Origin of the sequence: Mycobacterium sp. OAE908 (genome assembly GCF_017872775.1) — a bacterium.
GTDB lineage: Bacteria > Actinomycetota > Actinomycetes > Mycobacteriales > Mycobacteriaceae > Mycobacterium.
In genome coordinates this window covers 2,587,715-2,614,194 of sequence record NZ_JAGGJL010000001.1, presented here as the reverse complement: position 1 = coordinate 2,614,194, position 26,480 = coordinate 2,587,715, and the positions used below count along the sequence as shown (strand labels likewise).

The 26,480-nt window shown below is 65.6% G+C and carries 29 protein-coding genes; 14 read left to right on the top strand and 15 right to left on the bottom strand.

The genetic code is table 11. The features are described from left to right. The first annotated feature begins 9 nt into the window (after window positions 1–9). The 3 genes from J3E61_RS12775 (at window position 10) to J3E61_RS12765 (ending at window position 2,582) form a co-directional block, all read left to right on the top strand. Window positions 10–720, top strand: coding sequence for a TetR family transcriptional regulator (locus tag J3E61_RS12775; protein ID WP_192725530.1), 711 nt, complete (start codon window positions 10–12; stop codon window positions 718–720). Continuing rightward, a complete protein-coding gene (locus J3E61_RS12770) occupies window positions 713–1,585 on the top strand; it encodes a polyphosphate kinase 2 family protein (RefSeq protein ID WP_210083796.1) in 873 nt (290 codons plus the stop codon). The genes J3E61_RS12775 and J3E61_RS12770 overlap by 8 nt, the downstream gene beginning before the upstream one ends. A 148-nt stretch (window positions 1,586–1,733) precedes the next feature. After that, window positions 1,734–2,582: a DUF559 domain-containing protein gene (locus J3E61_RS12765; protein WP_210083795.1), complete on the top strand. Its 849-nt coding sequence runs from the start codon at window positions 1,734–1,736 to the stop codon at window positions 2,580–2,582. Here J3E61_RS12765 and J3E61_RS12760 read toward each other — a convergent pair. The 3 genes from J3E61_RS12760 to J3E61_RS12750 form a co-directional block, all read right to left on the bottom strand. Next, window positions 2,570–3,430 carry a 3-hydroxybutyryl-CoA dehydrogenase gene (locus J3E61_RS12760; protein ID WP_192725533.1) on the bottom strand — a complete coding sequence of 287 codons (861 nt, stop codon included), beginning with the start codon at window positions 3,428–3,430 and terminating at the stop codon, window positions 2,570–2,572. The genes J3E61_RS12765 and J3E61_RS12760 overlap by 13 nt on opposite strands. A gap of 63 nt (window positions 3,431–3,493) precedes the next feature. Continuing rightward, window positions 3,494–4,780, bottom strand: coding sequence for an isocitrate lyase (gene aceA / locus J3E61_RS12755; protein WP_192725534.1), 1,287 nt, complete (start codon window positions 4,778–4,780; stop codon window positions 3,494–3,496). Between the two features lie 264 nt (window positions 4,781–5,044). Beyond that, window positions 5,045–5,860: an acyl-[acyl-carrier-protein] thioesterase gene (locus J3E61_RS12750; RefSeq protein WP_192725535.1), complete on the bottom strand. Its 816-nt coding sequence runs from the start codon at window positions 5,858–5,860 to the stop codon at window positions 5,045–5,047. A gap of 102 nt (window positions 5,861–5,962) precedes the next feature. Here J3E61_RS12750 and ramB point away from each other — a divergent pair, with 102 nt between their 5' ends. The 3 genes from ramB (at window position 5,963) to J3E61_RS12735 (ending at window position 8,298) form a co-directional block, all read left to right on the top strand. Continuing rightward, window positions 5,963–7,390, top strand: coding sequence for an acetate metabolism transcriptional regulator RamB (gene ramB / locus J3E61_RS12745; RefSeq protein WP_192725536.1), 1,428 nt, complete (start codon window positions 5,963–5,965; stop codon window positions 7,388–7,390). Continuing rightward, window positions 7,387–7,929: a carboxymuconolactone decarboxylase family protein gene (locus J3E61_RS12740; protein ID WP_192725537.1), complete on the top strand. Its 543-nt coding sequence runs from the start codon at window positions 7,387–7,389 to the stop codon at window positions 7,927–7,929. The genes ramB and J3E61_RS12740 overlap by 4 nt, the downstream gene beginning before the upstream one ends. Window positions 7,930–7,998: 69 nt before the next feature. Then, a complete protein-coding gene (locus J3E61_RS12735) occupies window positions 7,999–8,298 on the top strand; it encodes a DUF4193 family protein (RefSeq protein WP_192725538.1) in 300 nt (99 codons plus the stop codon). Between the two features lie 14 nt (window positions 8,299–8,312). On the opposite strand, the gene J3E61_RS12730 is transcribed toward J3E61_RS12735, so the two are convergent. From J3E61_RS12730 to J3E61_RS12705, 6 genes are all read right to left on the bottom strand, one after another. Further along, window positions 8,313–8,582: a hypothetical protein gene (locus tag J3E61_RS12730; protein ID WP_210083794.1), complete on the bottom strand. Its 270-nt coding sequence runs from the start codon at window positions 8,580–8,582 to the stop codon at window positions 8,313–8,315. Between the two features lie 111 nt (window positions 8,583–8,693). Continuing rightward, complete coding sequence (locus J3E61_RS12725; protein ID WP_210083793.1) at window positions 8,694–9,104, bottom strand: hypothetical protein; 411 nt, start codon at window positions 9,102–9,104, stop codon at window positions 8,694–8,696. A 7-nt stretch (window positions 9,105–9,111) separates the two neighbouring features. Continuing rightward, a complete protein-coding gene (locus tag J3E61_RS12720; RefSeq protein ID WP_192725541.1) occupies window positions 9,112–9,402 on the bottom strand; it encodes a hypothetical protein in 291 nt (96 codons plus the stop codon). A 2-nt stretch (window positions 9,403–9,404) separates the two neighbouring features. Beyond that, window positions 9,405–10,799 carry a dihydrolipoyl dehydrogenase gene (gene lpdA / locus J3E61_RS12715; protein WP_210083792.1) on the bottom strand — a complete coding sequence of 465 codons (1,395 nt, stop codon included), beginning with the start codon at window positions 10,797–10,799 and terminating at the stop codon, window positions 9,405–9,407. 10 nt (window positions 10,800–10,809) lie between these two features. Next, window positions 10,810–11,328: a hypothetical protein gene (locus J3E61_RS12710; protein ID WP_210083791.1), complete on the bottom strand. Its 519-nt coding sequence runs from the start codon at window positions 11,326–11,328 to the stop codon at window positions 10,810–10,812. Next, a complete protein-coding gene (locus tag J3E61_RS12705; RefSeq protein ID WP_192725544.1) occupies window positions 11,321–11,599 on the bottom strand; it encodes a putative holin in 279 nt (92 codons plus the stop codon). Before J3E61_RS12705 ends, J3E61_RS12710 begins: the two co-directional genes overlap by 8 nt. A gap of 103 nt (window positions 11,600–11,702) precedes the next feature. Here J3E61_RS12705 and J3E61_RS12700 point away from each other — a divergent pair, with 103 nt between their 5' ends. From J3E61_RS12700 to J3E61_RS12665, 8 genes are all read left to right on the top strand, one after another. Beyond that, window positions 11,703–12,590 (top strand): AAA family ATPase, encoded by an 888-nt coding sequence (locus J3E61_RS12700; protein ID WP_192725545.1) that lies wholly within the window; start codon window positions 11,703–11,705, stop codon window positions 12,588–12,590. Window position 12,591: 1 nt separating this feature from the next. Next, entirely contained in the window at window positions 12,592–13,683 is a 1,092-nt protein-coding gene (locus J3E61_RS12695) for a VWA domain-containing protein (protein ID WP_210083790.1), read from the top strand. A 70-nt stretch (window positions 13,684–13,753) separates the two neighbouring features. Next, window positions 13,754–14,260, top strand: coding sequence for a 2Fe-2S iron-sulfur cluster binding domain-containing protein (locus tag J3E61_RS12690; RefSeq protein WP_192725547.1), 507 nt, complete (start codon window positions 13,754–13,756; stop codon window positions 14,258–14,260). Beyond that, entirely contained in the window at window positions 14,257–16,650 is a 2,394-nt protein-coding gene (locus tag J3E61_RS12685; protein WP_210083789.1) for a xanthine dehydrogenase family protein molybdopterin-binding subunit, read from the top strand. The genes J3E61_RS12690 and J3E61_RS12685 overlap by 4 nt, the downstream gene beginning before the upstream one ends. Beyond that, entirely contained in the window at window positions 16,647–17,501 is an 855-nt protein-coding gene (locus J3E61_RS12680; RefSeq protein ID WP_210083788.1) for a xanthine dehydrogenase family protein subunit M, read from the top strand. The genes J3E61_RS12685 and J3E61_RS12680 overlap by 4 nt, the downstream gene beginning before the upstream one ends. Window positions 17,502–17,503: 2 nt before the next feature. Next, a complete protein-coding gene (locus J3E61_RS12675) occupies window positions 17,504–18,139 on the top strand; it encodes an SRPBCC family protein (protein WP_210083787.1) in 636 nt (211 codons plus the stop codon). Between the two features lie 23 nt (window positions 18,140–18,162). Next, window positions 18,163–20,166, top strand: coding sequence for a S9 family peptidase (locus tag J3E61_RS12670; RefSeq protein ID WP_210083786.1), 2,004 nt, complete (start codon window positions 18,163–18,165; stop codon window positions 20,164–20,166). A 53-nt stretch (window positions 20,167–20,219) separates the two neighbouring features. Beyond that, window positions 20,220–21,128 carry a crotonase/enoyl-CoA hydratase family protein gene (locus tag J3E61_RS12665; RefSeq protein WP_210083785.1) on the top strand — a complete coding sequence of 303 codons (909 nt, stop codon included), beginning with the start codon at window positions 20,220–20,222 and terminating at the stop codon, window positions 21,126–21,128. Here J3E61_RS12665 and J3E61_RS12660 read toward each other — a convergent pair. The 6 genes from J3E61_RS12660 to J3E61_RS12635 are packed head-to-tail and all read right to left on the bottom strand — an operon-like array spanning window position 21,115 to window position 26,474. Then, window positions 21,115–22,053, bottom strand: coding sequence for a DUF2889 domain-containing protein (locus tag J3E61_RS12660; protein WP_210083784.1), 939 nt, complete (start codon window positions 22,051–22,053; stop codon window positions 21,115–21,117). The genes J3E61_RS12665 and J3E61_RS12660 overlap by 14 nt on opposite strands. A gap of 12 nt (window positions 22,054–22,065) precedes the next feature. Next, complete coding sequence (locus J3E61_RS12655; protein WP_192725554.1) at window positions 22,066–22,917, bottom strand: hypothetical protein; 852 nt, start codon at window positions 22,915–22,917, stop codon at window positions 22,066–22,068. A 30-nt stretch (window positions 22,918–22,947) separates the two neighbouring features. After that, entirely contained in the window at window positions 22,948–23,802 is an 855-nt protein-coding gene (ppk2, locus tag J3E61_RS12650; RefSeq protein ID WP_210083783.1) for a polyphosphate kinase 2, read from the bottom strand. 58 nt (window positions 23,803–23,860) lie between these two features. Further along, complete coding sequence (locus J3E61_RS12645; RefSeq protein ID WP_192725556.1) at window positions 23,861–25,378, bottom strand: aldehyde dehydrogenase family protein; 1,518 nt, start codon at window positions 25,376–25,378, stop codon at window positions 23,861–23,863. Between the two features lie 53 nt (window positions 25,379–25,431). Then, a complete protein-coding gene (locus J3E61_RS12640; RefSeq protein ID WP_192725557.1) occupies window positions 25,432–25,926 on the bottom strand; it encodes a phosphatase PAP2 family protein in 495 nt (164 codons plus the stop codon). Between the two features lie 32 nt (window positions 25,927–25,958). Beyond that, a complete protein-coding gene (locus tag J3E61_RS12635; protein WP_192725558.1) occupies window positions 25,959–26,474 on the bottom strand; it encodes a mycothiol transferase in 516 nt (171 codons plus the stop codon). Window positions 26,475–26,480: the final 6 nt, after the last annotated feature.

The following is a 26,480-nucleotide window of genomic DNA, read 5'->3' as shown; positions in this document are numbered from 1 at the left end:
ACGGCAACAGTGGCACAGCAGACCTCCCCGGTGGCGATCAAGACTGATGGACGCAAACGGCGCTGGCACAAGCACAAGGTGGAGCGCCGCAACGAGCTAGTAGACGGCACGCTGGAGGCCATCCGGCGACGCGGCAGCAACGTCAGCATGGACGAAATCGCGGCCGAGATCGGCGTCTCCAAGACGGTGCTGTACCGCTATTTCGTCGACAAGAACGATCTGACGACCGCGGTGATGATGCGGTTCGCGCAGACCACGCTTATCCCGAACATGACCGCCGCGCTTACGTCGAATCTCGACGGCTTCGATCTGACCCGCGAAATCATTCGCGTCTACGTCGAGACGGTGGCAGCAGAGCCCGAGCCGTACCAGTTCGTGATGGCCAACAACTCGGCCTCAAAGAGCAAGGCCGTCGCGGCTTCGGAGGCGATCATCGCCCGCATGCTCGCGGTGATGCTGCGCCGCCGCATGGTGGAGGTGGGGATGGACACCAGCGGTGTGGAGCCGTGGGCCTATCACACCGTCGGCGGGGTTCAGCTGGCCACGCACTCGTGGATGAACGACCGGCGGATGACCGCCGACGAGTTGATCGACTACTTGACGATGTTGTCGTGGAACGCGCTGTGCGGAATCGTCGAGGTCGGGGGTTCGTTGCAGAAGTTCCGCGAACAACCCCACCCGTCGCCGGGATTGCCGCCACAATTACTGGCTCATGAGTAACGACGACGCACTCCCCTCCATCTGGTCGCATGACCCGCGGCAGCACCTCGCGTTTTCCCGAGGGGACAAGGTCGCCGACATCAAGACCAACAGCTCTCCGGGTTTCGACGGGTCCAAGAAGGACGCCAAGGTGTTGCAAGAGGAGCGCAACATCCGCTACGCCGAGCTACAGGAGATGTTGTACGCGAACAGCAGGTCCGAGGCCGGCGACACCCGATCCGTGTTGCTCATACTCCAGGGCATGGACACCGCGGGTAAGGGTGGAATCGTCAAACACGTTGTGGGAGCCGGAAATCCGCAAGGAATTCGGTACGCCAGCTTCGGCAAACCAACCGAGGAAGAGCTGGCCCATGACTATTTGTGGCGGATTCGCAAGGCCTTACCACCTGCCGGGCACATCGGGGTGTTCGACCGCTCGCATTACGAAGACGTTCTCATCGTGCGCGTCCACAACCTGGTGCCGCGCGAGGTGTGGAGGAAACGGTATGACGAGATCAACGCGTTCGAGCGCGAACTCGTCGACGGCGGAACGACTCTCATCAAAGTTGCCATGTTCGTCTCGCTCAGCGAGCAGAAGAAGCGGTTGTCCCAACGGCTAGACCGCCCCGACAAGTATTGGAAATACAATCCGGCTGACATCGATGAACGCAAGCTGTGGCCCAAGTACGAGCGGGCCTTCCAAGCGATGCTGGATAAAACCTCTACCGAGTACGCGCCGTGGTACGTCGTGCCGTGCGACAAGAAGTGGTACGCCAGGTTGGCCGTCACCGAGTTGCTCATCGACGCCCTCAAGGGGCTCAATATGTCTTGGCCGTCACCCGATTTCGACGTCGAGGCGGAGAAGAAGCGGCTAGCCGACGCCTAGCGGGGAGCTACGGCTTCTTCGAGCGCACGGTTGTTTGCAGGCCTACTCGACGTTTGCGTACAACAACCGTGCGCTCGGTCGGTGAAATTATCCACAGCCGAACCAATTGCTGTGGTCGGCAGTTTCGACTGTGCCCCACGATTATCTGGTGCGACCCGATCTCATAGTGGCGACAGAAGCGATTGCCACAGGTGAACTCAGCAGGCGAGACCTCAAGCGCTACTACAGCAAGATTCATCGAAATGTCTACTCGCGGAAAGGCATGCCCCTTACCGCCGTCGACCGCGCGCACGCCGCGTGGCTGTGGTCAGGACGCAACGCCACTCTCGTTGGTCACTCGGCTGCGGCCCTACTGGGAAGCAAGTGGATTCCTTCCGATGCTCCGGTGGAGCTGGCGCGAGTGCGACGGCCAGCGGCCAGAGGCATCCATGTGTACAGCGGCGTTCTCGCGGAGGATGAGATCTGCTTGAGACAGCGCATTGAATGCACGACGGCGTCGCGCACCGCTTACGACCTCGCTCGGCGTTTGCCGCTGGAGACAGGTGTCATTCGTGTGGACGCATTGCTCCATGCGACAAGAACGCCTGTGGCCCAGGTGAACTCAATCGCGGCCCGCTACCCCGGCGCACGCGGCCTTCGGCAGCTCCGCGAGACGCTCGATTTGGCCGACGGCGGCAGTGAATCTCCCCAGGAAACTCGATTGCGTCTATTCCTCGTCCAGTCCGGACTCCCGCGTCCGGTGACTCAGATCGTCGTACTAAACGACAGGGGCCCCGATAGGCGCATCGATATGGGGTGGCCCGAATGGAAGGTCGGCGTCGAATACGACGGCGAACAGCATTGGACGAACCCCGACAGCTACGCCGAGGACATTGAGCGCCTGGAATTCCTTGCCACACAAGGTTGGATCATCATTCGCGTCAGCTCACGACAGCTGCGTTACCGCCGACAAGAAATTCTGACACGCGTCCGGAGAGCGCTCGCTCAGTACTTGTAGAAGCCCTGGCCCGACTTCTTGCCGAGCTGGCCCGCCTCCACCATCCGCAGCAGCAGCGGCGGCGGCGCGTAATGCGGATCCTTGAGCTCGGTGTACATCGAGTCGGCGATCAGCTTCATCGTGTCAAGACCGATCAGATCCGAAAGTCGCAGCGGCCCCATCGGATGCGACAGCCCGGCGACGATGGCCTTGTCGATATCTTCGACAGTCGCCACACCCGACTCGACCATCCGAATTGCCGACAGCAGGTAAGGCACGAGCAGTGCGTTGACGACGAAGCCCGACCGGTCGCTGCAGCGCACCACCTGCTTACCCAGCACGTCACTTGCGAACTTCTCCGTGCGCGCGATCGCGGCATCCGAGGTGACGAGGGTGTTGATCAGCTCGACGAGCGGCAGCACCGGCACCGGGTTGAAGAAGTGCAAGCCTAGCACGCGGCCCGGATTCTTCGTCGCCGCAGCGATTTTCATGATCGGGATGCTCGACGTGTTCGACGCAAGCACCGCGTCGGGGTCGGTGATGATCTCGTCGAGCTCGGCGAAGATCTTGCCCTTGACCGTCTCGTCCTCGATCACCGCCTCGATGACGAGCTGACGATCCGCCAGGTCCTTGAGCTCGGTCGTGAACTTCAGATTCGCCAACGCCTGATCACGTTCGCGCTCGGTGATCTTGCCCGTGCTGACGCCGCGCTCGAGCGACTTGGTGATGCGCGCCTTGCCCGCCGTCGTCAGCTCCTCGGTGGGCTCGTACACCACCACGTCGACACCGGCCCGCGCCGACACCTCGGCGATGCCGCCGCCCATCTGGCCGGCACCGATGACGCCTACTCGTTCGATTGCGTTGCTCATGGAAACTCCCCTTACACAGCATCAGGCCCCGCCCAAACATGGACGGGGCCTGACGCTATCAACTCAGTGGAACTGGCCCTCTTCGGTCGAACCCGCGAGCGCGGTGGTCGACGAGTTCGGATCAACCGTGGTGGCGATCCGGTCGAAGTAGCCGGCGCCGACCTCGCGCTGGTGCTTGGTCGCGGTGTAACCCCGCTCCTCGGCGTCGAATTCGCGCTCCTGCAGCTCGACGTAAGCACTCATCTGGTTGCGGGCGTAGCCGTAGGCCAGATCGAACATCGAGTAGTTCAGGGCGTGGAAGCCGGCCAGCGTGATGAACTGGAACTTGAAGCCCATCGCGCCGAGCTCCTTCTGGAACTTCGCGATCGTCGCGTCGTCTAGGTGCTTGCGCCAGTTGAACGACGGCGAGCAGTTGTAGGCCAGCATCTGGTCCGGGAACTCGCTCTTGACGCCCTCGGCGAACTTCGCGGCCAGCTCGAGGTCCGGCGTGCCGGTCTCCATCCAGATCAGGTCGGAGTACGGCGCGTAGGCCTTGGCCCGCGCGATGCAGGGCTCGAGGCCGTTCTTGACGCGGTAGAAGCCCTCGGAGGTGCGCTCACCGGTGATGAACGGACGGTCGCGCTCGTCGACATCGGAGGTGATGAGCGTGGCGGCCTCGGCATCGGTGCGGGCGATGACGACCGTCGGCACGTCGGCGACGTCGGCCGCGAGACGAGCCGAGGTCAGCGTGCGGATGTGCTGCTGAGTCGGGATCAGCACCTTGCCACCGAGGTGGCCGCACTTCTTCTCCGATGCCAGCTGATCCTCCCAGTGCGACCCCGCGACGCCCGCGGCGATCATGGCCTTCTGCAGCTCGTAGACGTTCAGCGCGCCACCGAAGCCGGCCTCGCCGTCGGCGACGATCGGCGCCAGCCAGTTCTCCACCGAGGTGTCGCCCTCAACCTTGGCGATCTCGTCGGCACGCAGCAGCGCGTTGTTGATACGACGCACCACCTGCGGCACCGAGTTGGCCGGGTACAGGCTCTGGTCGGGGTAGGTGTGGCCGGACAGGTTCGCGTCACCGGCGACCTGCCAACCCGACAGGTAGATGGCCTTCAGGCCGGCGCGGACCTGCTGCACGGCCATGTTGCCGGTCAGCGCGCCGAGCGCGTTGACGAACTCCATGTCGTGCAACTGCGCCCAGAGCACCTCGGCGCCGCGGCGGGCCAGCGTGGCCTCCTCGACGACGGAACCCTGCAGCGCCACGACATCGGCTGGGGTGTAGGTGCGCTCGATGCCCTTCCACCGCGGATTGGTGTCCCAGTCCTTCTGGATCTCTTCCGGCGTCTTCGGCTGGCCAACGGTCGACATTGGTGCTCCTTTTCTTGCAAGTCGCTGGATCCGCTTCACGCCACATGCTTGTTAACGGCCCAACACGTTCACTTGAGTGCTAAGTCGAGGATGCCCCAAGCCATACCCGCAGGTCCAGCCGTTTCACTTGCCAAGTTTCGCCAACGCTCGGCATTAACTTGCTAAGTTTGCGAATGCGGCTACCGGCTTGACCGGTTCAGTAGCTACTGGCCGGTAACACAATTTTCGCTGGTCAGTACGCTCGTACTGTTAAACCCGCCGGGGTCAGAGGGCGAAGATCGCGGCCACTGCTTTCGTCTCGTCGCCGACGGCATATGTGAGCGTTCTAACAGTGCGGTCCGCGAGCTCGGGGCCGAATTGCTCGGTCGATCCGGCGGGGTGCACGTGCGAAATGATCTCCAACTTGTCGCCGAGCGCCACGGCGGCGTCGTGCTCGATGGTCACCCGGATCGGCTTGTGCAGCAGTTCCGGCGTGCTGAACAAGTAGTCCTCGATCACGCTCCAGTACACGGAGTTGTTCATGTGGTCGAAGATGTCGATGTCGCTGACGCGCACCGGGTAGTCGCGGATTTGCGCCGCGTCCTCGCGACTGCCGGGCTTCAGGTACGCCTTCCACCGCAACCGGTCAACCGAGGTCGTGCGCTGCAGGCCTTCGATGAAGTCGTCGGAGATACGCGCCGGGCCCTGGGTCTCGCGGTTGATGTTGATCCAGAACGCCTCCGATTCCATCAACCCGCCCTTGCGGCCGTCGATGCGGACCCGCATCTCGCACCACCGGTTCGACGTCCCCGAACACCACCGCCGCATCCGCAGCATGTCCTGGAACTCGATCGGCTTGATCAGGTCGATCATCGTGCGCCGGACGATCCACAGCGGATGTGTCTCCTCGAACCCCATCTCGCGCAGTTGGTCTGAGCCGATGTCCTGAATGTGGCGGGTGGCGGCGTCGAACTTCAGCCTGCCCTCGCGGTCGATGTCGGCGACCCGCAGCGGCCACTCCCTGTCGAACACGTCAGGGTGTGGATCGGGCACAGGCATCATCACCTTCGCCAAACCGGTGCTACCTGCGATACCCGCCATCGTGTGTTCTCCCCTGTCACTCCAACGGGGCCGATCCTGCCACAGCATCCAATCTGCCAACAATGCGAAGCATGCCTTCGCAGCGTTGTTAGGGTGGTTGACGTGGCGAAAACGTTTGTCGGCTCGAGGGTGCGACAACTGCGCAGCGAACGCGGGTTCAGCCAGGCCGCGCTGGCGCAGATGCTGGACATCTCGCCGAGCTACCTCAATCAGATCGAGCATGACGTGCGCCCGCTGACGGTGGCCGTCCTACTGCGCATCACCGAGGTGTTCGGCGTCGACGCGACGTTCTTCGCATCCCAGGACGACACCCGGCTCGTCGCGGAACTGCGCGAGGTCACCATGGACCGCGACCTCGACATCGACGTCGACCTCGCAGAAGTCGCCGACATGGTGGGGTCGCATCCGACGCTGGCCCGCGCGATGGTCAATCTGCACCGCCGCTATCGGCTGACCACCACGCAGCTGGCCGCCGCGACCGAGGACCGATACTCCGACGGCACCGGCTCCAGCTCTGGTTCGGGCGCGATCACCATGCCGCACGAGGAAGTGCGCGACTACTTCTATCAACGGCAGAACTATCTGCACGAACTGGATACCGCCGCCGAGGATCTCACCATCCGCATGCGGATGCACCGCGCAGAGTTGGCCCGCGAGCTGTCCGACCGGCTGACCATGGTGCACGGCGTGCACATCATGCGCCGCATCGACCTCGGCGACACAGTGCTGCATCGCTTCGACCCGGCCACCAAGACGCTGGAGATCAGCGGCCACCTCTCGTCGGGCCAGACGGTGTTCAAGATGGCCGCCGAGCTGGCCTACCTGGAGTTCGGCGACCTGATCGACAAGTTGGTGGAAGAGGGCAAGTTCACCAGCGAGGAGTCGACGACGCTGGCCCGGCTGGGACTGGCCAACTATTTCGCCGCCGCGACGGTGCTGCCGTACGGCCAGTTCCACGACGTCGCCGAGAATTTCCGCTACGACATCGAGCGGCTCTCTGCCTTCTACTCAGTGTCCTACGAGACCATCGCCCACCGGCTGTCCACGCTCCAGCGCCCGTCGATGCGCGGGGTGCCGCTGTCGTTCATCCGCGTCGACCGCGCAGGCAACATGTCGAAGCGACAGTCCGCCACCGGTTTTCACTTCTCGTCCTCCGGCGGCACCTGTCCGCTGTGGAATGTCTACGAGACGTTCGCCAACCCCGGCAAGATCTTGGTGCAGATCGCGCAGATGCCCGACGGTCGCAATTACATGTGGGTGGCGCGCACGGTGGAGCGCCGCGCCTCGCGCTATGGTCAGCCAGGTAAGACGTTCGCGATCGGCCTGGGCTGCGAACTTCGGCACGCACACCGGCTGGTCTATTCGGAGGGACTGGACTTGTCCGCTGACAACGCGACTCCGATCGGCGCCGGCTGCCGCGTCTGCGAGCGCGACAACTGCCCGCAGCGAGCGTTCCCCGCGCTGGGCCGCGCACTCGACCTGAACGAACACCGCAGCACGGTGTCGCCGTATTTGGTGCAGCAGTCGTGAACGCCCCCGCACGTATTCCGCCGGGCGGGTTCAAGGAACTCGGGCCCGTCAACTGGGCGATCGCCAAGCTCGGCGCCCGCGGCATCCGCGCTCCGAAGTTCCATCTGTTCAATGTGCTTGGTCAGCACAAGCTGCTGTTCCTGGCGTGGCTGCCGTTCTCGGGCTACCTGCTGTACGCCGGCAAGCTGTCCCGCAAGGACGCCGAACTGGTGATCCTGCGTGTGGGGTACCTGCGCGACTGCGAGTACGAGCTGCAGCAGCATCGCCGGCTGGCCAAAAGCCGCGGCGTCGGCACGGAGTTGCAGGCCAGGATCTTCGAGGGGCCCGACGCCGATGGCCTCACCGACCGCGAGCGAGTGCTGATCACCGCGACCGACGAGTTCGTCATCACCCGCTCGATGTCGCCGGAGACCTGGTCGGCACTGTCGAGCATCCTCAGCCGTCCGCAGCTGATCGAATTCTGCACCCTGGCAGGGCAATACGACGCGCTCGCGGCCACCATGGCGACGCTGAAAATTCCGCTCGACTTTCCCGACTGAGTTAGGGAACAATCCGCTTCCTGACTGCGTTTGGCGGTTTACAGACTTGATCAGGAAGGGGCATGTCGCATGGCCACCGACTACGACGCTCCCCGCGTCACCACCGAACCCGAACCCGACGAATCGCTCGAGGCGCTGACCAGCCGTCGCAAGAACGACGCGTCGACGGCGGTCATCGACGTCGATGACGGCGACGCGATCGATTCGTTCGATCTACCCGACGCCGACCTCACCAACGAGGAACTCACCGTCCGCGTCGTCCCCAAGCAGGCCGACGAGTTCGTCTGCTCCAGCTGCTTCTTGGTGCATCACCACAGCCAGTTGGCGTTGCGTAAGGACGGCCAGCAGTTCTGCAATGACTGCGTGTGATCTAAACCCGAACGCTAAGTGCCCGGCGCCGGAGGAATGGCTGCCGCAGGCGACGCGTCGAATGCGGGAGGCGCGTCAGCAGGCACAGGTTCGACCGGTGGCGGTGCGAGGTCCGGCTGACATGCCAGCACCGGCTGCGGCGTCATGGAGAGCATGAACGGATCGCAGTTGTCGTCGGCGCCGGCCTGGGCAGCCAAACCCAGCGCGCATCCTGCCATCACTGCACCGACGAACGAGGCGTTCATCACTGCGCTGATCAGTTTCGCGCGTCGTGGTTGAGTCATCGGTGCATCCTTCTGTGTCGGTCGATCCGGTCAGCGTAGTGGCACCGGAAGCTGTCAGCGACCGCAAACAGCGAGAATCGCTGTCTTCGAAGATATTTCGACTGAACCTGTTCAACTCTGGCGTGCGGGCACACGGCTCGCCACGAATGCGCCGACGTGTGCGGCCACCAGCACGAAGTGCACGACGGTCGCGGCGATGCCCATCGGCACCATGCCGAAGACCACGAAGCTGTCCCAGAACACCAGATTCGCCGTGCCAAGCAGTGTGTGCACGGCCGCGGCCGCGACGTGCCAGAACCGGCGTAGGTCGCGGGCGGCGACGGTCAGCAGCAGCACCCCGACGATGAACGCCAGGCCGTGCGCTTCGACCCAACCGAGCGCATACGGCGACTCTTCGAAGAGGTATCCGTACGGTCCGGCGCCCGTGTAGTAGGCGAGCAGTTCGAAGACCACTTGAATCCCGCCGACCACCACGAGGAAGACCCCGTTGGCCATGAGCAGTCGTCGTCGCGCAGCGATCATGGCCTGACTATAGGTAGGTAACCCCGAGCACGGTCAGCGACAGCAACACCGGGGCGACGGGTAGCGCCCACAGAAACGCCGCCCAGATTTCTGACTTCTGCTTGTACGACCGCCAACCGAAATACGCTGCGACGCCGCCGACGACGAACGACACCGCTGCCACGACAAGCACCCAGGTGCTGATGGACTGCGTCGCGATCGCGACGGAAATCCCGGCCAGCCACAGGATGTGGCCGACCACCAATCCGCCGATCGCGGCGACCCAGATCGCTCTCGCTGCGCCGGCCGTCTGAGCCACGTTCAGAAATTGATCATGTGGCCGACGAGACCGTGGAAGCACTCCTGTAGCGCTTCGGACATCGTCGGGTGGGTGTGGACGTTGCGGGCCAGCTCGGTGGCGGTCAGGTCCCACTTCTGGGCCAGCGTCAGCTCAGGCAGCAGCTCGGACACGTCGTGCCCGATCAGATGCCCGCCGATCAGCTCGCCGTATTTGCCGTCAGCGATCAGCTTGACGAAGCCGCTCGGGTCGCCGACGCCGTGCGCCTTGGCGTTCGCGGTGAACGGGAACTTGGCGACCTTCACGTCATAGCCCTCGGCACGCGCCTGCTCCTCGGTCAGCCCGAAGCTGGCCACCTGCGGCTGACAGAACGTCGCGCGCGGCAGCATCCGGTAGTCGCCGAGCGGCAAAGTCTCTGCGCCGCCGATGGTTTCGGCGGCGACCACGCCTTGCGCCTCGGCGACATGCGCCAGCTGCAGCAGCCCGGTGACATCGCCGATGGCGTAGATGTGCGGGACATTGGTGCGCATGTAGTCGTCGATGCCGATGGCCTTGCGATCGGTGATGGCCACACCGGCTGCGTCAAGCCCGTAGCCCTCGATGTTGGGGGCGAAGCCGATGGCCTGCAGCACCTTCTCGGCCTTGATCTCGTCGGTCTTGCCGTCCTTGCTGACGGTGACCACAACCTCGCCACCGTCATCCTTGATCGACTCGACCTTGGTGCCCGTCAGCACCTTCACGCCGAGCTTCTTGAACTGCTTCTCGATCTCCTTGGAGACCTCGGCGTCTTCGTTCGGCAGGGCGCGCGGCAGGAACTCGACGATCGTCACGTCGACGCCGTAGTTCTTGAGCACGTAGCCGAACTCCATGCCGATCGCGCCCGCGCCCGCGATGACTATGGACTTCGGCAGATCGCGCGTCAGGATCAGCTCTTCGTAGGTGACCACGTTGTCCGACAGCGACGTGCCGGGCACCAGCCGGGTGCTGCTTCCGGTGGCGATGATGATGTTGTCGAACGTCACCGTCTCGGTTCCGCCCTCATTGAGCTTGACCGACAACGTGTTTGGGTCGGTGAACGTGCCGTACCCGTGGATCTCGGTGATTTTGTTCTTCTTCATCAAGAAGTGGACACCGGCGACGCGGCCGTCGGCCACCTTGCGGCTGCGGTCGAACGCCACCCCGTAGTCGAACGTCGCCTCACCGCTGATGCCGAACTGCTTGGCCTCCTTGGTGAAGATGTGGGCCAGCTCGGCGTTGCGCAGCAGCGCCTTGGACGGGATGCAGCCGACGTTGAGGCATACCCCGCCCCAATACTTGGGTTCGACGACTGCGGTGTTCAGCCCGAGCTGTGCGGCGCGAATGGCCGCGACGTATCCGCCGGGGCCTGCTCCAAGAACGACGACGTCATAGTGAGTCACCCGGCCAACCTTAGTAGGGAATCAACCCCACCAAACATCGGCTCACGTGTTGACAGAAATAGGTGCCGTGCAGCACCGCCGCGGCACCCAGCGCAGCCAGCGGCGCCGACATCAATGCGATCGCCAGCGCCGAGACCAGCGGTTTGTCGGTCACCATGGCCGCCAGCAGGCCGCCGACCGTGCACCCGATGACGAACAGCAGCACCACGAAGACCGGTGCTGTCTTGTTGAGCGATTGGAACCACCAGTCGTAGAGGCCCAGCCCGCAGGCCGCCGCGGCGATCCACACTCCCGCCACGACGAGGACGAACGTCCAGCGCTTGAGGTAGTGGTAGGTGCCGACCACGACCTCGGGATGAACCACTACGGGCATGGGTCCCGTCGCCGCCTCCGTACCGTTCGCGGGGTCGCGTTCGGCCGCCAACGGTTGCATCGGGTCGGGTGACGCGGGAAATTCGCCGGTGAAGATCGGCGAGTAGGGCTGCGTCGGGTCGCCGGGCAGCGTTTCTTGTTCGGTCGAACTAGGCACCGTTGACCACCTGAATCACGACGAGCACTCCGAACCATCCCGGCGCGATGGCCAGGATGAACGCGCCGAGCGCGGTAAGCCATCGTCGCCCAGAGAACAAGATCAGCAGCATGCCGATCACGCTGGGCACAGCGATCACGAGCGCGATCACGACGTCGGGTCTAAGGGGGGCCTTGACCAGCAGCGTCGCTGCGATTCCCGCGATCTGACCGACCGCGACTCCCAGCAGCATTGCGCTGGCCAACAGCCATGCGCGCGGTAGGGCAATCACGCTTGGAACGATAAGGCCGCTTATAGCGGCCACCGCATTCCGCCACGCGAGGTCACGGCCGAAGATACGCAGCTGTGATCAAGCCCTGACCTACGCTCGCGGAGTGAGTGTTTCCACGCCGAGTGCCGGGTCGCCGACGGAACTGGCGCAGGCGCTCGAGGCAACCGGATACCTCGCCGACGAAGGCGTCGCGACAGCCGCGTACCTGGCGCTGCGCATGGGCCGCCCGTTGTTCTGCGAGGGCGAGCCAGGAACCGGAAAGACCTCACTTGCCGCCGCGCTGGCGCAGGCGTTGAGTCTGCCGCTGATCCGGTTGCAGTGTCACGAGGGCATCGACGCCGCGCAGGCGCTCTACGACTGGGATTTCCCGCGACAACTGTTGCATCTGCGAACGCTCGAAGCGGCGGGACACCTCGAGGCGGAGTCGGCGGAACGATCGCTGTACACCGAGCGGTTCCTGCTCGCGCGGCCGCTGCTGCGGGCGCTGACAGAAGCGCCGTGTGTACTGCTCGTCGACGAAATCGACCGTGCCGACGACGAATTCGAGGCATTCCTGCTCGAGGTGCTCGACGAGAACGCCGTCACCATCCCCGAACTCGGCGAGGTGCGCGCCGCGACGCCACCGCTGGTGGTGCTCACCTCCAACCGGACCCGGGACGTGCACGACGCCCTCAAGCGGCGCTGCCTTTACCACTGGCTCGAACATCCCGACCTGGCTCGCGAAATCGCGATCCTTCGCAGTCGCATCCCCGGCATCGCGGAGGCCCTCGCCGACCAGGTGGCCCGCGCCGTGCACGCCTTGCGCGCGATGGAACTGGTCAAGCCCCCTGGGGTGGCCGAATCGCTGGACTGGGCAAGGGCCCTACGCGAACTCGATCGCGACGTGCTCGACGCGCAGACGGCTGCCGCGACGCTCGGCGCCGTCGTCAAGTACCACGAGGACCTGGAGCGGGTGACCAGGGCCGGGCTGGACAGACTGCTGGCCGGGTGACATGCCTGAGCTGGCCGGGGTGGCAGGTTTCGCGCACGCTCTCGCCGTGGCGGGGCTGCCTGTGGTGTCCGACGCCGTCGACACCTACACCAGGGCACTGCGCGAAGTAGATCTCGCCGATCCGCGCCAGGTGTACTGGGCGGGCCGCGCTACGCTGTGCCGCGGCCCCGACGACATTCCCCGCTACGACCTGGTGTTCGAGAACTGGTTCGGCGGCACGGTGCCCGTCGGCGTTGCGCAGCGGGGGCAGGAACCGCGTCGTCCCCGCATCGCCGCGTTGGACGCCACCGGCGCCACGGACGCCGGCACAGAGGCACCGCAGTTACGTGTCGCCGCGGCCGAAACCGAAATTCTGCGGCATCGCGACATCGCGGAGCTGTCCGCGGCCGAACGCCTACACCTCGCCGAACTTCTGGCCGCACTGAATCCACGCCCGGCGAACCGGCCTGCCTTGAGGATGCGGCCCTCCCGAAGGGGGGCCATCGATGCGCGACGGACGCTGCGCGGCATGCTCGCCGCCGGCGGCGAGCCGGTACGCCCACGACATCACCGCAAGGCCACCCGGCCGCGCCGCATCGTGCTGCTGCTCGACGTATCCGGATCGATGAGCCCGTACGCGGACGCGCTGTTGCGCTTCGCGCATGTAGTCGCGCGCAAAAGCCCTGCCACCGAAGTGTTTTCGCTGGGCACCCGGATGACAAGGCTGTCGCGGGCATTGCGCGTCCGCGATCCGGAGGTGGCACTGGCCGCCGCGGGCCGCGCGGTGCCCGACTGGGCCGGCGGCACCCGGCTCGGCGAGACGATGCGCGCGTTCCTCGCCCGCTGGGGCCGACGCGGCCTGGCCCGCGGTGCGGTCGTGGTGATCTTCTCTGACGGCTGGGAGCGGGGCGACCCGGATCTGCTTGCCGAACAGATGGCGGCGCTGCGGCGACTGGCCCACGCGGTGCTGTGGGTCAACCCCCACGCGGGTGCCGACAGCTACCTGCCGGTGCAGTCAGGGATCGCGGCGGCGTTGCCGTTCGTCGACAAGTTGCTGGCCGGCCACAGCCTGGCGACACTGCAGGAGTTGCTCGACGAGATCCACACCGCTTGACTCAGCCTGGCGCGTAACCGGTTTCGTCATTTCGGGCGCTGAGGACGGTCAGCCAGAGCAGAGTAGGCCTATGCGCATCTCTGTCACCGTCGATGGAACGACATATACCGACGACGTGGAGCCCCGGCTTCTGCTCGTGCATTACCTGCGCGAGCGACTCGGCAAGGTTGGCACCGTGATCGGCTGCGACACCAGCAACTGCGGGGCGTGCACCGTTCACCTCAACGGGTACAGCGTCAAGTCGTGTTCGGTACTCGCTGTGCAGGCCGACGGGGGCGACGTCACCACCATCGAGGGGCTGTCCCGAGACGGCACCCTGCACCCGGTGCAGGCAGCGTTCCGCGACAACCATGCGTTGCAATGCGGCTTCTGCACCCCCGGCATGATCATGCAGTCCATCGACCTGCTGGCCGAGGACCCACACCCGGACGAGCACACGGTGAGACACGGCCTGGAAGGAAACCTGTGCCGCTGTACCGGCTATCAGAACATCGTCAGCGCGGTCCTCGACGCCGCACAGCGCCTCGAAGCGAAACAGGCTGCAACACAACCTGATTCGGCGGAGGCCGTGCGATGACCGCCACCGCCGAGCCCGAAGTCGGCAAGGCTCGGGTCCGTAAGGAGGACGAGCATCTGATCACCGGCAGGACGCGGTGGACCGACAACATCGTGTTGCCCGGCATGCAGCATCTGGCCATCCTGCGCAGCCCCTTCGCACACGCGCGCATCACCGGTATCGACGTCAGCGCCGCGCGCAGTATGCCCGGCGTCGTCGCTGTCTTCACCGGAGCCGACCTCGCTGCCGAACAGGGCAGCCTGCCGAACGCGTGGCAGATCACCGAGGACATGAAAGCGCCTGCGGCGCCGTCGCTCGCCGTGGACACAGTGAACTTCGCCGGCGAAGCGGTGGCCGTCGTCGCCGCCCGCACCGCCTACGAAGCCCAGGACGCGCTGGAACACATCGACGTCGACTACGACGACCTGCCCGTGGTGCTCGACCTGGCCGCCGCCGCCGCGGACGAGGAGGTGGTGTATCCCGAGCTCGGTACCAACGTCAGCGCTGTGTGGACGTTCGACTCGGCCGAGGCGGGTACGGGTGGCGACGTCGAGGCGGCGATCCGCGACGCCGAGGTTCTGCTGCAGCGCACCTTCCGCCAGCAGCGGCTCATTCCTGCGTTCATGGAGCCACGGTCGGTGGTGGTCGACCCGACCGGCCCGCAACTGACGGTGTGGTCGGCCACGCAGATCCCGCACATCCTTCGCCTCATGTTGGCGATGACGCTGGAGATTCCGGAGCACAAGGTCCGCGTGATCGCGCCCGATGTCGGAGGCGGGTTCGGCGGCAAGCTGCAGGTGACGCCAGAGGAAGTCATCGCATTGCTGGTCGCGCGACGGCTCGGCAAGCCCGTCAAGTACACCGAATCGCGCAGTGAATCGATGGTGGCCGCGCACCACGGTCGCGACCAGATCCAGAAGCTGACGCTCGCCGCCCGCCGCGACGGCACCGTCACCGGCATGAAGGTGGAACTGCTCGCCGACATGGGCGCCTATCTGCGGCTGGTCACCTCAGGCATCCCGATACTCGGCGCCTTCATGTTCAACGGCATCTACAAGTTCGGTGCGTATCACTTCACGTGTACCAACGTCTTCACCAACAAGGTGCCCACCGACGCCTACCGCGGCGCAGGCCGCCCCGAAGCGACGTTCGCGATCGAACGGATGATGGACGAACTCGCCGCCGAGCTGTCGCGTGACCCGCTCGAGTTGCGCGCCCAGAACTGGATCACCCACGACGAGTTTCCGTTCGACACCGTCGCGGGCCTGACATACGACTCGGGCAACTACGAAGCCGCGACCGAGAAGGCCCGAGAGTTGTTCGACTACGCGGGATTACGCCGCGAGCAGGCCGAGCGCCGCGAGCGCAACGACTCGGTGCAACTCGGCATCGGCGTGTCGACGTTCACCGAGATGTGCGGGCTGGCGCCGTCGCGGGTGCTCGGTTCGCTGTCGTATGGCGCGGGGGGCTGGGAGCACGCGGCGATCCGCATGCTGCCCACCGGCAAGGTCGAGGTCGTCACCGGTTCCTCACCGCACGGCCAGGGACATGAGACGGCCTGGAGCCAGATCGTCGCCGACCAACTCGGCGTGCCGTTCGACGATGTCGAGGTCATCCACGGCGACACGCAAAGCTCGCCGCGCGGCCTCGACACCTACGGCTCACGATCCCTTGCGGTCGGCGCGGTCGCGGTGGTCAAGGCCGCGGAGAAGGTGATCGCCAAGGCCAAACCGTTCGCCGCCCACATGATGGAGTGCGCCGAGGACGACCTCGAATTCACCGACGGCCGGTTCCGCGTCACGGGTACCGAGAAGGCGGTCACACTCGCCGAGGTCGCGCTGGCGGTGTTCGCCGCGCACGACCTGCCCGACGGTCTGGAGCCGAACCTGGATTCCGAGGCCACCTACGACCCGGAGAACTTCTCGTTCCCGCACGGCACCCATCTATGTGCGACGGAAGTCGACACCGAAACCGGTCAGGTGCATATTCGCTCGTACGTCTGCGTCGACGACATCGGACATGTGGTCAACCCACTGATCGTCGACGGGCAGGTGCACGGCGGACTGGCGCAGGGCATCGCGCAGGCGCTGTACGAGGAAGCGGTGCACGACGAGTCGGGCACGTTGATCAACGCCTCGTTCTCGGAGTACCTGCTGCCGTCGGCGGTCGATCTGCCCAAGTTCGTCACCGGACGCACCGAAACGCCTGCGACCACGAACCCGCTCGGTGTCAAGGGTGTCGGCGAAGCGGGCACCATCGCATCCACCCCGGCGGTGGTCAACGCGGTGATCGACGCGGTGCGACACCTGGGTGTCAAAGACATCGAAATGCCTTGCAGCCCAATGAGAGTGTGGCAGGCGATCCACGGAGCCGGAAGGCCGGCGACATCTGACCAGGGAGTTAACCGGTGATCCCCTCGAACTTCGAGTACGTCGCACCGAGCACGGTGGACGAGGCTGTGGCCGCGCTGGCGGACGGCGGTGAGGACGCCAAGGTGATCGCGGGCGGGCAGAGCCTGATGCCGGTCCTTCGGCTGCGGCTCGCGGCACCGACCGTGCTCGTCGACCTCAACCGGATCGACGAGCTGCGCGGCGTGCGCGATGACGGCGACGCCCTGGTCATCGGCGCGATGACCACCTACTACGGCCTGCTCGGTAATCCGCTGATCAGCAAGCATGCGCTGCTGCTCGCCGACGCCACGCAGACCGTTGCGGATCCGCAGATTCGGCATCGCGGCACGCTTGGCGGAAATCTGGCGCATGCCGATCCGGCCGGCGACCTTGCCGCACCGACGCTGGCGCTCGATGCGACTCTGACCGTCGCAGGGCCGTCGGGCCGGCGCAGCATCCCCGTCGCGGATTTCTTCGTCGACTACTTCACCACCGCGCTGGAACCCGACGAAATCCTCACGGAGATAAGGGTTCCCAAGCACACCGACTGGGCCGCGCACTACGAGAAACTGCACCGGGTGGCGCAAGCCTGGTCGATTGTGGCGGTGGCCGCGACCGTCGAGGTGGACGGCGGAGTCATCCGGCAGGCGCGCATCGCGCTGACCAACATGATGTCGGTGCCGGTGCGTGCCCGCGGTGTCGAGGACGCGCTGGTCGGCCAGGCGGCCACCGAGGAGTTGATCCGAGCGGCGGCCGAGCACGCCGCCGACGGCATCGATCCCCTGTCCGACGGCAACGCCGATGCCGACTATCGCAGCCACCTCGCGAAGGTGCTGACGCGGCGGGCCGTCACGACGGCGATCGGTGCCTGACGATGCAGCTGGAACATCAACTGTCCGTGCCTGCGCCCATCGACGTGGTGTGGCCCGCCATTCTGGATCCGGAGCGGGTTGCACCGTGTGTGCCCGGCGCGACGCTGACTGGGATCGACGGTGAGTCGTTCACCGGAACGGTGAAGGTCAAGGTTGGCCCGATCACCTTGCTGTACAAGGGCACCGGGACATTCGCCGAGACCGACGAACAGGCGCGCCGCGCCGTGCTCAAGGCGTCGGCGAAGGACACCCGGGGCAATGGCACCGTTTCGGCGACCGTCACCCTCACGCTGACCGCCGACGGCGACCACACCTCCGGCGTCGTGGCCACCGATCTGTCCATCACCGGCAAGCCAGCCCAGTTCGGCCGCGGCATGATCGCCGACGTCGGGGGCAAGATCATCGAGCAGTTCGCCGCGTGCCTGTCGGAGAAGCTCGCCGTCGCCTCGCCCGAGCCCGCGGCCGCGCGGGTCGAGCCTGCCGCCGCGCAACCTGTCGAGGAGTCTGAGCCGCTCGACCTAGTGCATTACGCGAGGAGCTCGGCATTGAAGCGGGTAGGACCGCTGGTCGGGGTGGCGATGCTGGTGCTGATCGTCGGCGCCTGGGTGCGACGCGTACGGTCGCGGTCGCGGTCCTGAGCCCGACCGGCAGGATAGTGGGCGTGACAACTGACGACCCGTATCTGTGGCTCGAGGACATCACCGGCGACGACCAGTTGGACTGGGTGCGCAGGCACAACGAGCCAACGCTCACCGAGTTGGGGGGCGACCGGTTCGAGCAGATGCGCACCGAGGCACTCGAGATTCTCGACACCGACGCGCGCATCCCGTACGTGCGGCGCCGCGGCGAGTATCTGTACAACTTCTGGCGCGACGCGCAGAACCCGCGCGGGCTGTGGCGGCGCACCACGCTGGAGAGCTACCGGACCGACGAGCCGGAGTGGGACGTCATCCTCGACATCGACTCGCTGGCTGAGGCCGACGACGAAAACTGGGTCTGGGCAGGCGCCGACGTCATCGAACCCGACTACACGCTGGCGCTGATCGAGCTGTCGCGCGGCGGCGCCGACGCCACCGTCGTGCGCGAGTTCGACATGGAGAAGCGCGAATTCGTCACCGACGGCTTCCAGTTGCCCGAGGCCAAGTCCGCGCTGTCGTGGGAGGACCACGACACCGTGTTGGTCGGCACCGACTTCGGCCCGGGTTCGCTGACCGAGTCCGGCTACCCGCGCATCGTCAAGCGGTGGCGGCGCGGTGAGCCACTCGAGGCGGCGCAGACCCTGTTCTCGGGTGACCCTTCGGACGTCAGCGCCGGCGGCGGATGGGACAGGACACCGGGATACGAGCGGCTCTGGATCACCCGGCACATCGATTTCTTCAACTTCGAGCGCTACGAGCTACGCGGTGACGAGCTGATCCGCATAGACGTGCCCACCGACTCGAACATCTCGTTGCACCGCGAGTGGCTGCTGATCCGGCCCCGCTCCGACTGGGCGGTAGGCACCACGGTCTATCCCGCAGGATGCCTGCTCGCTACGAATTACAACGAATTCCTCGCTGGCACAGCCGAATTGACCGTCGTATACGAGCCAGATGATCACTCCACGCTGGAGAGCTTCGCCTGGACGAAGGATCACCTCGTGCTGGTCAGTCTCGTCGACGTGGCCAGCCGGGTTGAGCTGGTGACCACTGGTTCGTGGCAGCGGGTCCCGATCGAAGGCATTCCGCCGAATACTCACACCGTGGTCGTCGACGTGGACGAGTACGGGGACGAGATGTTCCTGGACTCCAGCGGTTTCACCATGCCGTCCCGACTCCTGTGGGGCCGCGCGGGCGATACGGTGACCGAGATCAAGAGTGCACCGGCGTTCTTCGACGCATCCGACATCGAGGTGACCCAGAACTTCGTCGCATCCGCCGACGGCACGATGATCCCGTACTTCGTGGTCGGGCATCGCAGTTCGACCGGGCCGACCAAGACCCTGTTGGGCGGTTACGGTGGGTTCGAGAGCTCGAGCGTGCCTGGATATGTGGGAGTGCTTGGCCGACTGTGGCTTTCGCGGGGCGGAACGTATGTGATGGCCAACATCCGGGGCGGTGGCGAGTACGGTCCGCGCTGGCACACGCAGGCGATGCGGGAGGGCCGGCACCTGGTCGACGAGGACTTCGCCGCAGTGGCGAAAGACCTGGTTCAGCGTGGCATCACCACGGTCGAGCAACTGGGCGCGCAGGGTGGCAGCAACGGCGGTCTGCTGATGGGAATCATGCTGACCAAGTACCCAGAGTTGTTCGGCGCGTTGGTGTGCAGCGTGCCGCTGCTCGACATGCGACGGTTTCATCTGCTGTTGGCCGGAGCCTCATGGATTGCGGAGTACGGTGACCCGGACAACCCCGACGATTGGGAGTTCATCTCCAAATATTCGCCGTACCAGAATGTTTCGGCCGACCGTCGCTACCCTCCGGTGTTGATCACCACGTCGACGCGTGACGACAGGGTGCATCCCGGCCATGCCCGCAAGATGACCGCAGCGCTGGAGGCCGCGGGCCAACCGGTGCAGTACTACGAGAACATCGAGGGCGGTCACGCAGGGGCGGCCGACAACGCGCAGACCGCGTTTCGGGCCGCGCTGATATACGAGTTCCTGCTTCGCAGGCTCGGCGACTAGCTGCGCGGCGGGTAACGGCCAGTTCCCTCGACCGCCTCTGCCAAACTTCAGCCATGCCAACGACGTCATCCCAGTTCGAGACCCTGCTCTACAAGACCGACGGCCCAGTCGCGACGATCACGCTGAACAGGCCCGACCACCTCAACACCATCGTTCCGCCGATGCCAGACGAGATCGAGGAGGCCATCGGCCTGGCCGAACGCGACCCCGCTGTCAAAGTCATCGTGTTGCGCGGGGCAGGCCGCGCCTTCTCCGGCGGTTACGACTTCGGCGGCGGCTTCCACCATTGGGCCGATGCGATGAACACCGACGGCCGCTGGGACCCCGGTAAGGATTTCGCGATGGTCAGCGCCCGCGAGACGGGGCCGACGCAGAAATTCATGGCGATCTGGCGCGCGTCCAAACCAGTCATCGCCCAGGTACACGGCTGGTGTGTCGGCGGCGCCAGTGACTATGCGCTGTGCGCCGACATCGTCATCGCCAGCGACGACGCCGTCATCGGAACGCCCTATGCCCGGATGTGGGGCGCCTACCTGACCGGCATGTGGCTCTATCGACTGTCCTTGGCGAAGGTGAAATGGCATTCGCTGACCGGTGAGCCGTTGACCGGAAAGGAAGCTGCCGCAATAGAACTCATCAACGAGTCGGTACCGTTCGAGCGCCTCGAGACTCGTGTCGCCGAAGTCGCCGCCAAGCTCGCGAGCATCCCGTTGTCCCAATTGCAGGCGCAGAAGCTCATCGTCAATCAGGCCTACGAGAACATGGGCCTGGCGTCGACCCAGACGCTCGGCGGCATCCTCGACGGGCTGATGCGCAACACCCCTGAGGCGCTGCGGTTCATCGACACCGCAGCCAATCAGGGTGTGCGCGCTGCGATCGAGCGCCGCGACGGGCCGTGGGGTGACTACAGCCAGGCCCCGCCGGATCGCAGGCCCGACCCGTCACACGTCATCGAGCCCTGAGGCTCACGAGCGCATCGAGATCGGCAAGCGCGCGCAAGGTGTCGTTCAGATGCGTGCACGTACTGGTCCCGACGAACTCGCCGCGGATGCGAGCACGCAACTCGGCCAAAGTCATTCCCGCCACTCGCGCTGCGCTTGCGATGGCACCTGGGCATTCCTGCCACGGCAGCACCTGCACATTCGCATCGACGGACGTGATCGTTCGCGTCGACGTGTCCAGCGAGCCGACGACGGTGTACTCGTGCACGATCGTCTCGACACCGTCGCCGTCGACATGGCTGTCGCGGAAGTGCGCGGTGAATCCGTCGTCAGGATTCAGGTCGAGGCGCCGCAGCCGCCGCATCCCGTGGGCTCGCAGCGGTTCGACGGCGTGCATCTCCAAGCCGTCGAGCGACGGCGCGAGCGGCCCGTGCACAGACGGAATGGTGCCGTTGCGCTTGGCGTACGGGACCAACGAGGCGTCGGACGCGAAGCCCGCGCAGATGCCCGCCATATGGTCCGCGACGCCGGGGCCGATCTTCTCCTCGATGCCGAGATTGATCGCCGCATGCTGCACGGCGTACCCGGAGACCAGCGCTGCGCCGACCCAGTCGTCGAGCAGCAGGTGCAGCAGGCTGGCCCGCCGCACCTCCTCGGGAAACAGCTTGCCGACCGTCGAGCGGAATCCGGGGCCGACGCGGTTGCCGACCAGCGCTTGCAGGCCGTCGTCGATGGCATCGATCACGCGATCGGTCAGGTGTGCGCGCACCCGAACCTCGCCGAGCACGTCCGCCGAGATGTCGCGGGCCCGCAGGTCGACGCTGGATTTGCCAGTTCCGGCCGGGTGGGTGTCGATGGTGCTGGTGCGCCGCAACGCACCAGGTAAAAGCGCCGGCCATGACCGGACTGGCCGCTGTGGGCCGACGATGTCCGTCACGAATGGCATGAACTGACGGTACTAGTCCTGCCTGCGGAGCCCACCGAGCATCGACACCAGCACACCGAACACCACCAGCGCACCACCCGCGGCCAGCGTCAGGTTCAGCCAGAGATGCATGCTGGCCTCGGCATGGTTGACCATCGCGTCGGCGACCTGACGAATGTCACCCTCCGTGCGGTTCAACGCGTGATCGACCCACCGGCGCGCCACCTCGAGGCCGGCCCAGCCGGCCGCGCCCACCAGCAGAGCCGAAACCCCCAGCGCTGCAAGCGCTTTCCCGCGCGACCGGGCTGCTGCCAACGTGAGCAGTGCGGCCACGCCCGTCAACACCGACGCACCGATGCTGACCCACGGACCCCACGTCGAGAACTGACGCAACTGCCCCGGGCGCATACCTGAGGTGTCGGACACCGTGATCGGAACGGTCAGCGTGGCAGGCACGTCGAGGTTGAGATTGCCCAGCGTCGCCTTCAGCGACGGATCAGACAGCATCGGCGCAACGTCGATCAGCCAGCGATCGTCCGTGCCTTCCTGGCGCCGGATCTCGTCGGTGAACATCCAGGTGTGCACAATGCGGTTCGCCTGCGCGAATTGCCCTGGGAAGCCTGCGTTCTGGGTGTAGGACGTCGTCACCCCGCGTACCAGATCGGGATTGAGGTCATAGCCCTCGTTGCGACCCAGTCGCACGATCTGCGTGGTGAGTTCGGAGGCCATCGCCTGCTGCAGTTTCGGATCCTTGGCCGCCGACGACGCAAACGCCGCGTAGCCGTCAGCGTCGACGACATTCTTCTGCGCCCACATGGCGGGCAATGCAGCGGTCAACGCGATCGTCGTGACGAGCCACAGGAACACGGTCGCCACGAACCGCACGCGTCCTCCTTCCAGGCGCGACGCGCAGTCTCAGTCGGCGAGGGCGCGTCCCACGATGAGGGGATCCGGCCTGCCGACCACCTCATGGTCCTTGTTGTCGTAGTCGAACTTACTCAACACGAAGCGCATCGCATTGACGCGTGCGCGCTTCTTGTCGTTGCTCTTGACCACCATCCACGGCGCGACCTCGGTGTCCGTCCACGCGAACATGTCTTCCTTGGCCGCGGTGTAGGAGTCCCACTTGTCCAGCGACGCCAGGTCCGTCGGCGACAGCTTCCACTGCCGCACCGGGTCGACCTGGCGGATCGTGAAGCGGGTGCGCTGCTCGGACGGCGACACCGAGAACCACAGTTTTGTCAGGCTGATGCCGTCGTTGACCAGCATCTGCTCGAACAGCGGGACCTGCCGGATGAACTCGGCGTGCTGCTTGGGTGTGCAGAACCCCATCACCCGCTCGACTCCGGCCCGGTTGTACCAGGACCGGTCGAACAACACGATTTCGCCGTGGGCGGGGAGATGGTGCACGTAGCGCTGGAAGTACCACTGGGTGCGTTCGCGTTCGGTCGGCTTCTCCAGCGCGACGACGCGAGCGCCGCGCGGGTTGAGATGCTCCATGAACCGTTTGATCGTGCCGCCCTTGCCTGCGGCGTCGCGGCCCTCGAACACGATCACGTGCCGGTGGCCGTTGGCCTGGCTCCACTTCTGCAGCTTCAGCAGTTCGATCTGCAGCAGCCGCTTCTGCTCCTCGTACTCGTCGCGCGACATGCGCTCGTCATACGGGAAGTTCTCGCGCCAGGTGTCGACTGGAATGCCGTTGCCGTCGAGCAGGATCGGGTCGTCATCGTCGTCGTCGTGCACGCGGTAGTTGTGTGCGTCCAGGGTCACCGGCCGAAAATATCGACGCAGGCAGACGCTGGGGTAACGCGCAGGTGAACGCGGGGTGCTACTTGGCGGCGCGGCGAGGGGTGATCAGCGCCAGCTTCGTCATGAGCTTGTTCATCCGCCGCAGCGCCTTCTGCGAGTTGTTGTAGTAGTTGCCGCCCGCGCCGACGTTCGTGCGCGGCGCCACCACCGCCTCCTGACGGCAGAACTTGCGCAGCCCCTCGGCGCCGCCGAAGCGCGCCCCGATACCCGACGTCTTCCAGCCGCCCATCGGCGCCGTGGTGCACATCAGGTTGGAGATCACGTCGTTTACGTTCACGGCACCGCAATCAAGTTGCACCGCAACCGCTTTGGCGCGGTCGATGTCCTTCGAGAACACTGATGCGCTCAGCCCGTAGGGGCTGTCGTTCGCCAGCCGGATCGCCTCGTCGACACTGGACACCTTCATGATCGGCAGCGTCGGGCCGAAGGTCTCTTCGGTCATGCACTCCATCGAATGGTCGACGTCGACCAGCACCGTCGGCGGGTAGAAGCTACCGGGACCGACCGGGCGCTTGCCACCGGTGAGCGCCCTGGCTCCCGCGGCAAGCGCGGCGCTGACATGGCGGTCGGTCACCGCCACCTGGCTGTCGTCGATCTGTGCGCCGAAGTGATGACCCTCGCCTGCGCCCATCTTCAGGTTCTTCACGTCGCGCACCACCGCGTCGACGAACTTGTCGTAGACCGACTCCAGCACGTAGACCCGTTCCACCGACACACACGTCTGCCCCGCGTTGAAGAACGCGCCCCACACCGCGGCGTGCGCGGCCAGGTCGACGTCGGCATCGTCGAGCACGATCATCGGGTCCTTGCCGCCGAGCTCGAGGCTGACGGGAGTGAGCCGGCGCGCCGCCCGCTCCATGACCTTCGCACCGGTTGCGCTCGAGCCGGTGAATTGGATGTAGTCGGAGTTGTCGACGACCGCCTCGACCGCCTCGCGCGCGCCTTGCACGATCGCCATGACCTCAGGGGCGCCCGAGTCCAGCCACCCGCGCAGCAGCAGTTCGGCGGTGAGTGGCGTGCGCTCCGACGGCTTGAGGAGGACGGCGCAACCGGCCGCCAGCGCCGCGATGCCGTCCATCAGCAGGTTGGCGACCGGGTAGTTCCACGGCGCGATGATGCCGACCACCGGGCGCGGCCGGTAGTGCACCTCGACCTTCTTGATCGTCAGGAACGGCAACGACGCAGGCCGCTTCTCCGGCGCGAGCGCCTTCTCCATCGTCTTGACGTAGTAGGCGGCGATCATGATCAGCAGCGGCACCTCTTGGGCGGCGTCGGTGGCCGACTTGCCGGTCTCCTTGATCAGCAGCGCCTCGATTTCGTCGCGGTGTTCACCCAGCCACACCGCGTAGCGGGCCAGCACCTTGGCGCGTCCCTTCGCGCCGCGCGCCTCCCACTGCTTCTGCGCTTCGCGCAGGCCCGCGGCGATGCGTGGCACGTCGGCGGGATCGGTCCAGCGCACCTTGCCGGCCACCGCGCCGGTCGCAGGATTGCGGATGGTGCCGGTGTCGGGCAGATCAACTTCCGGAGTCGCCGTCATGGCCTCATGGTAGCCACTGGCTGTGACGCAGATCGCAGTGGGGTTGACACGTGTCAAGTCCGGTGGGGTGCGTGTCCTGATATGAGGGCTGCCACACAGACGATCGACGTGCCCAGCAGCAGTCCGCCGACGGTGTCGGTGAAGTAGTGAAACGACACCCCTACGCCCAGCATGCCGAGCAGGCAGTACGCAACCGCGGTCAGCACTACCCATAGCGCAGCGCCTGCTGCCAAGACGACCATCCCCATCACGACGACGAGCGTCGCGGTGTGGCCGCTCGGGTAGGCAAAGGCCGGTCCGCGTTCACGGCCGAAGAGCGGCTTCAGCACACGGGCGAGCGCCATTGCGAGCAGCGGACACACGGCCGACGCGATCGCGAGTCGATGCCGTCGCTGGTACAACGCGACGCCGACGGTCGCGACCACCACGGAGGCGAGGACCCACGGGCTGACGAGAAGCGTCAGGTAACGGGCGTCGCGTCCGTGTCGATGGAACCAGTCGTCCATCGGGGTGGAGCCGTGCCCCACCGTCACGCCGAGTGCCACCATCGCGACAACCCCGATGGGTGGCCACAACCGGATCAGGCGATGCCCCGCACGTACGCTGCCTGGCCAAGATGCTGGGCAGAGTCATCGATGATGCTGACCAGGCGCACGCTGGCCGTCACGGGCGGATTCCAGTTCGGGTCGACGACGCGACTCAACTCCTCGGCGGTCACGGAAGCAATGTATTCCAGCGTCGCCTTGTGCACAGCGTGGTAATAGCCGGCCAGCAGGTCGGCCGACGCGCGCACCTTGCCGACCTCCTCGGGGCTGTGGCCGTAGCCGTGCGCATCGCGAGGTAGATCGAGGCCGAACCGGTCGACCCAGCCGTCGCGCGTCCACACCTGTTCGATGTCTGCGATGTGGCAGAGCTGGGAGTCGTGCTGTCGGGCGCTGTGCCAGATCAGCCAGGCGATGCTGTTGGCGGTGCCGGTCGGGCGAAAGAAGGCGACCTCGTCGGTCAGGCCGTCGGTGAGGTCCTCGACGTGCTCGATGAGCCGGGTGAACGAGTCGCGCAGCAGCTCCCGCACTGCTGCCAGATCGGAGTCAGCCATGCCATG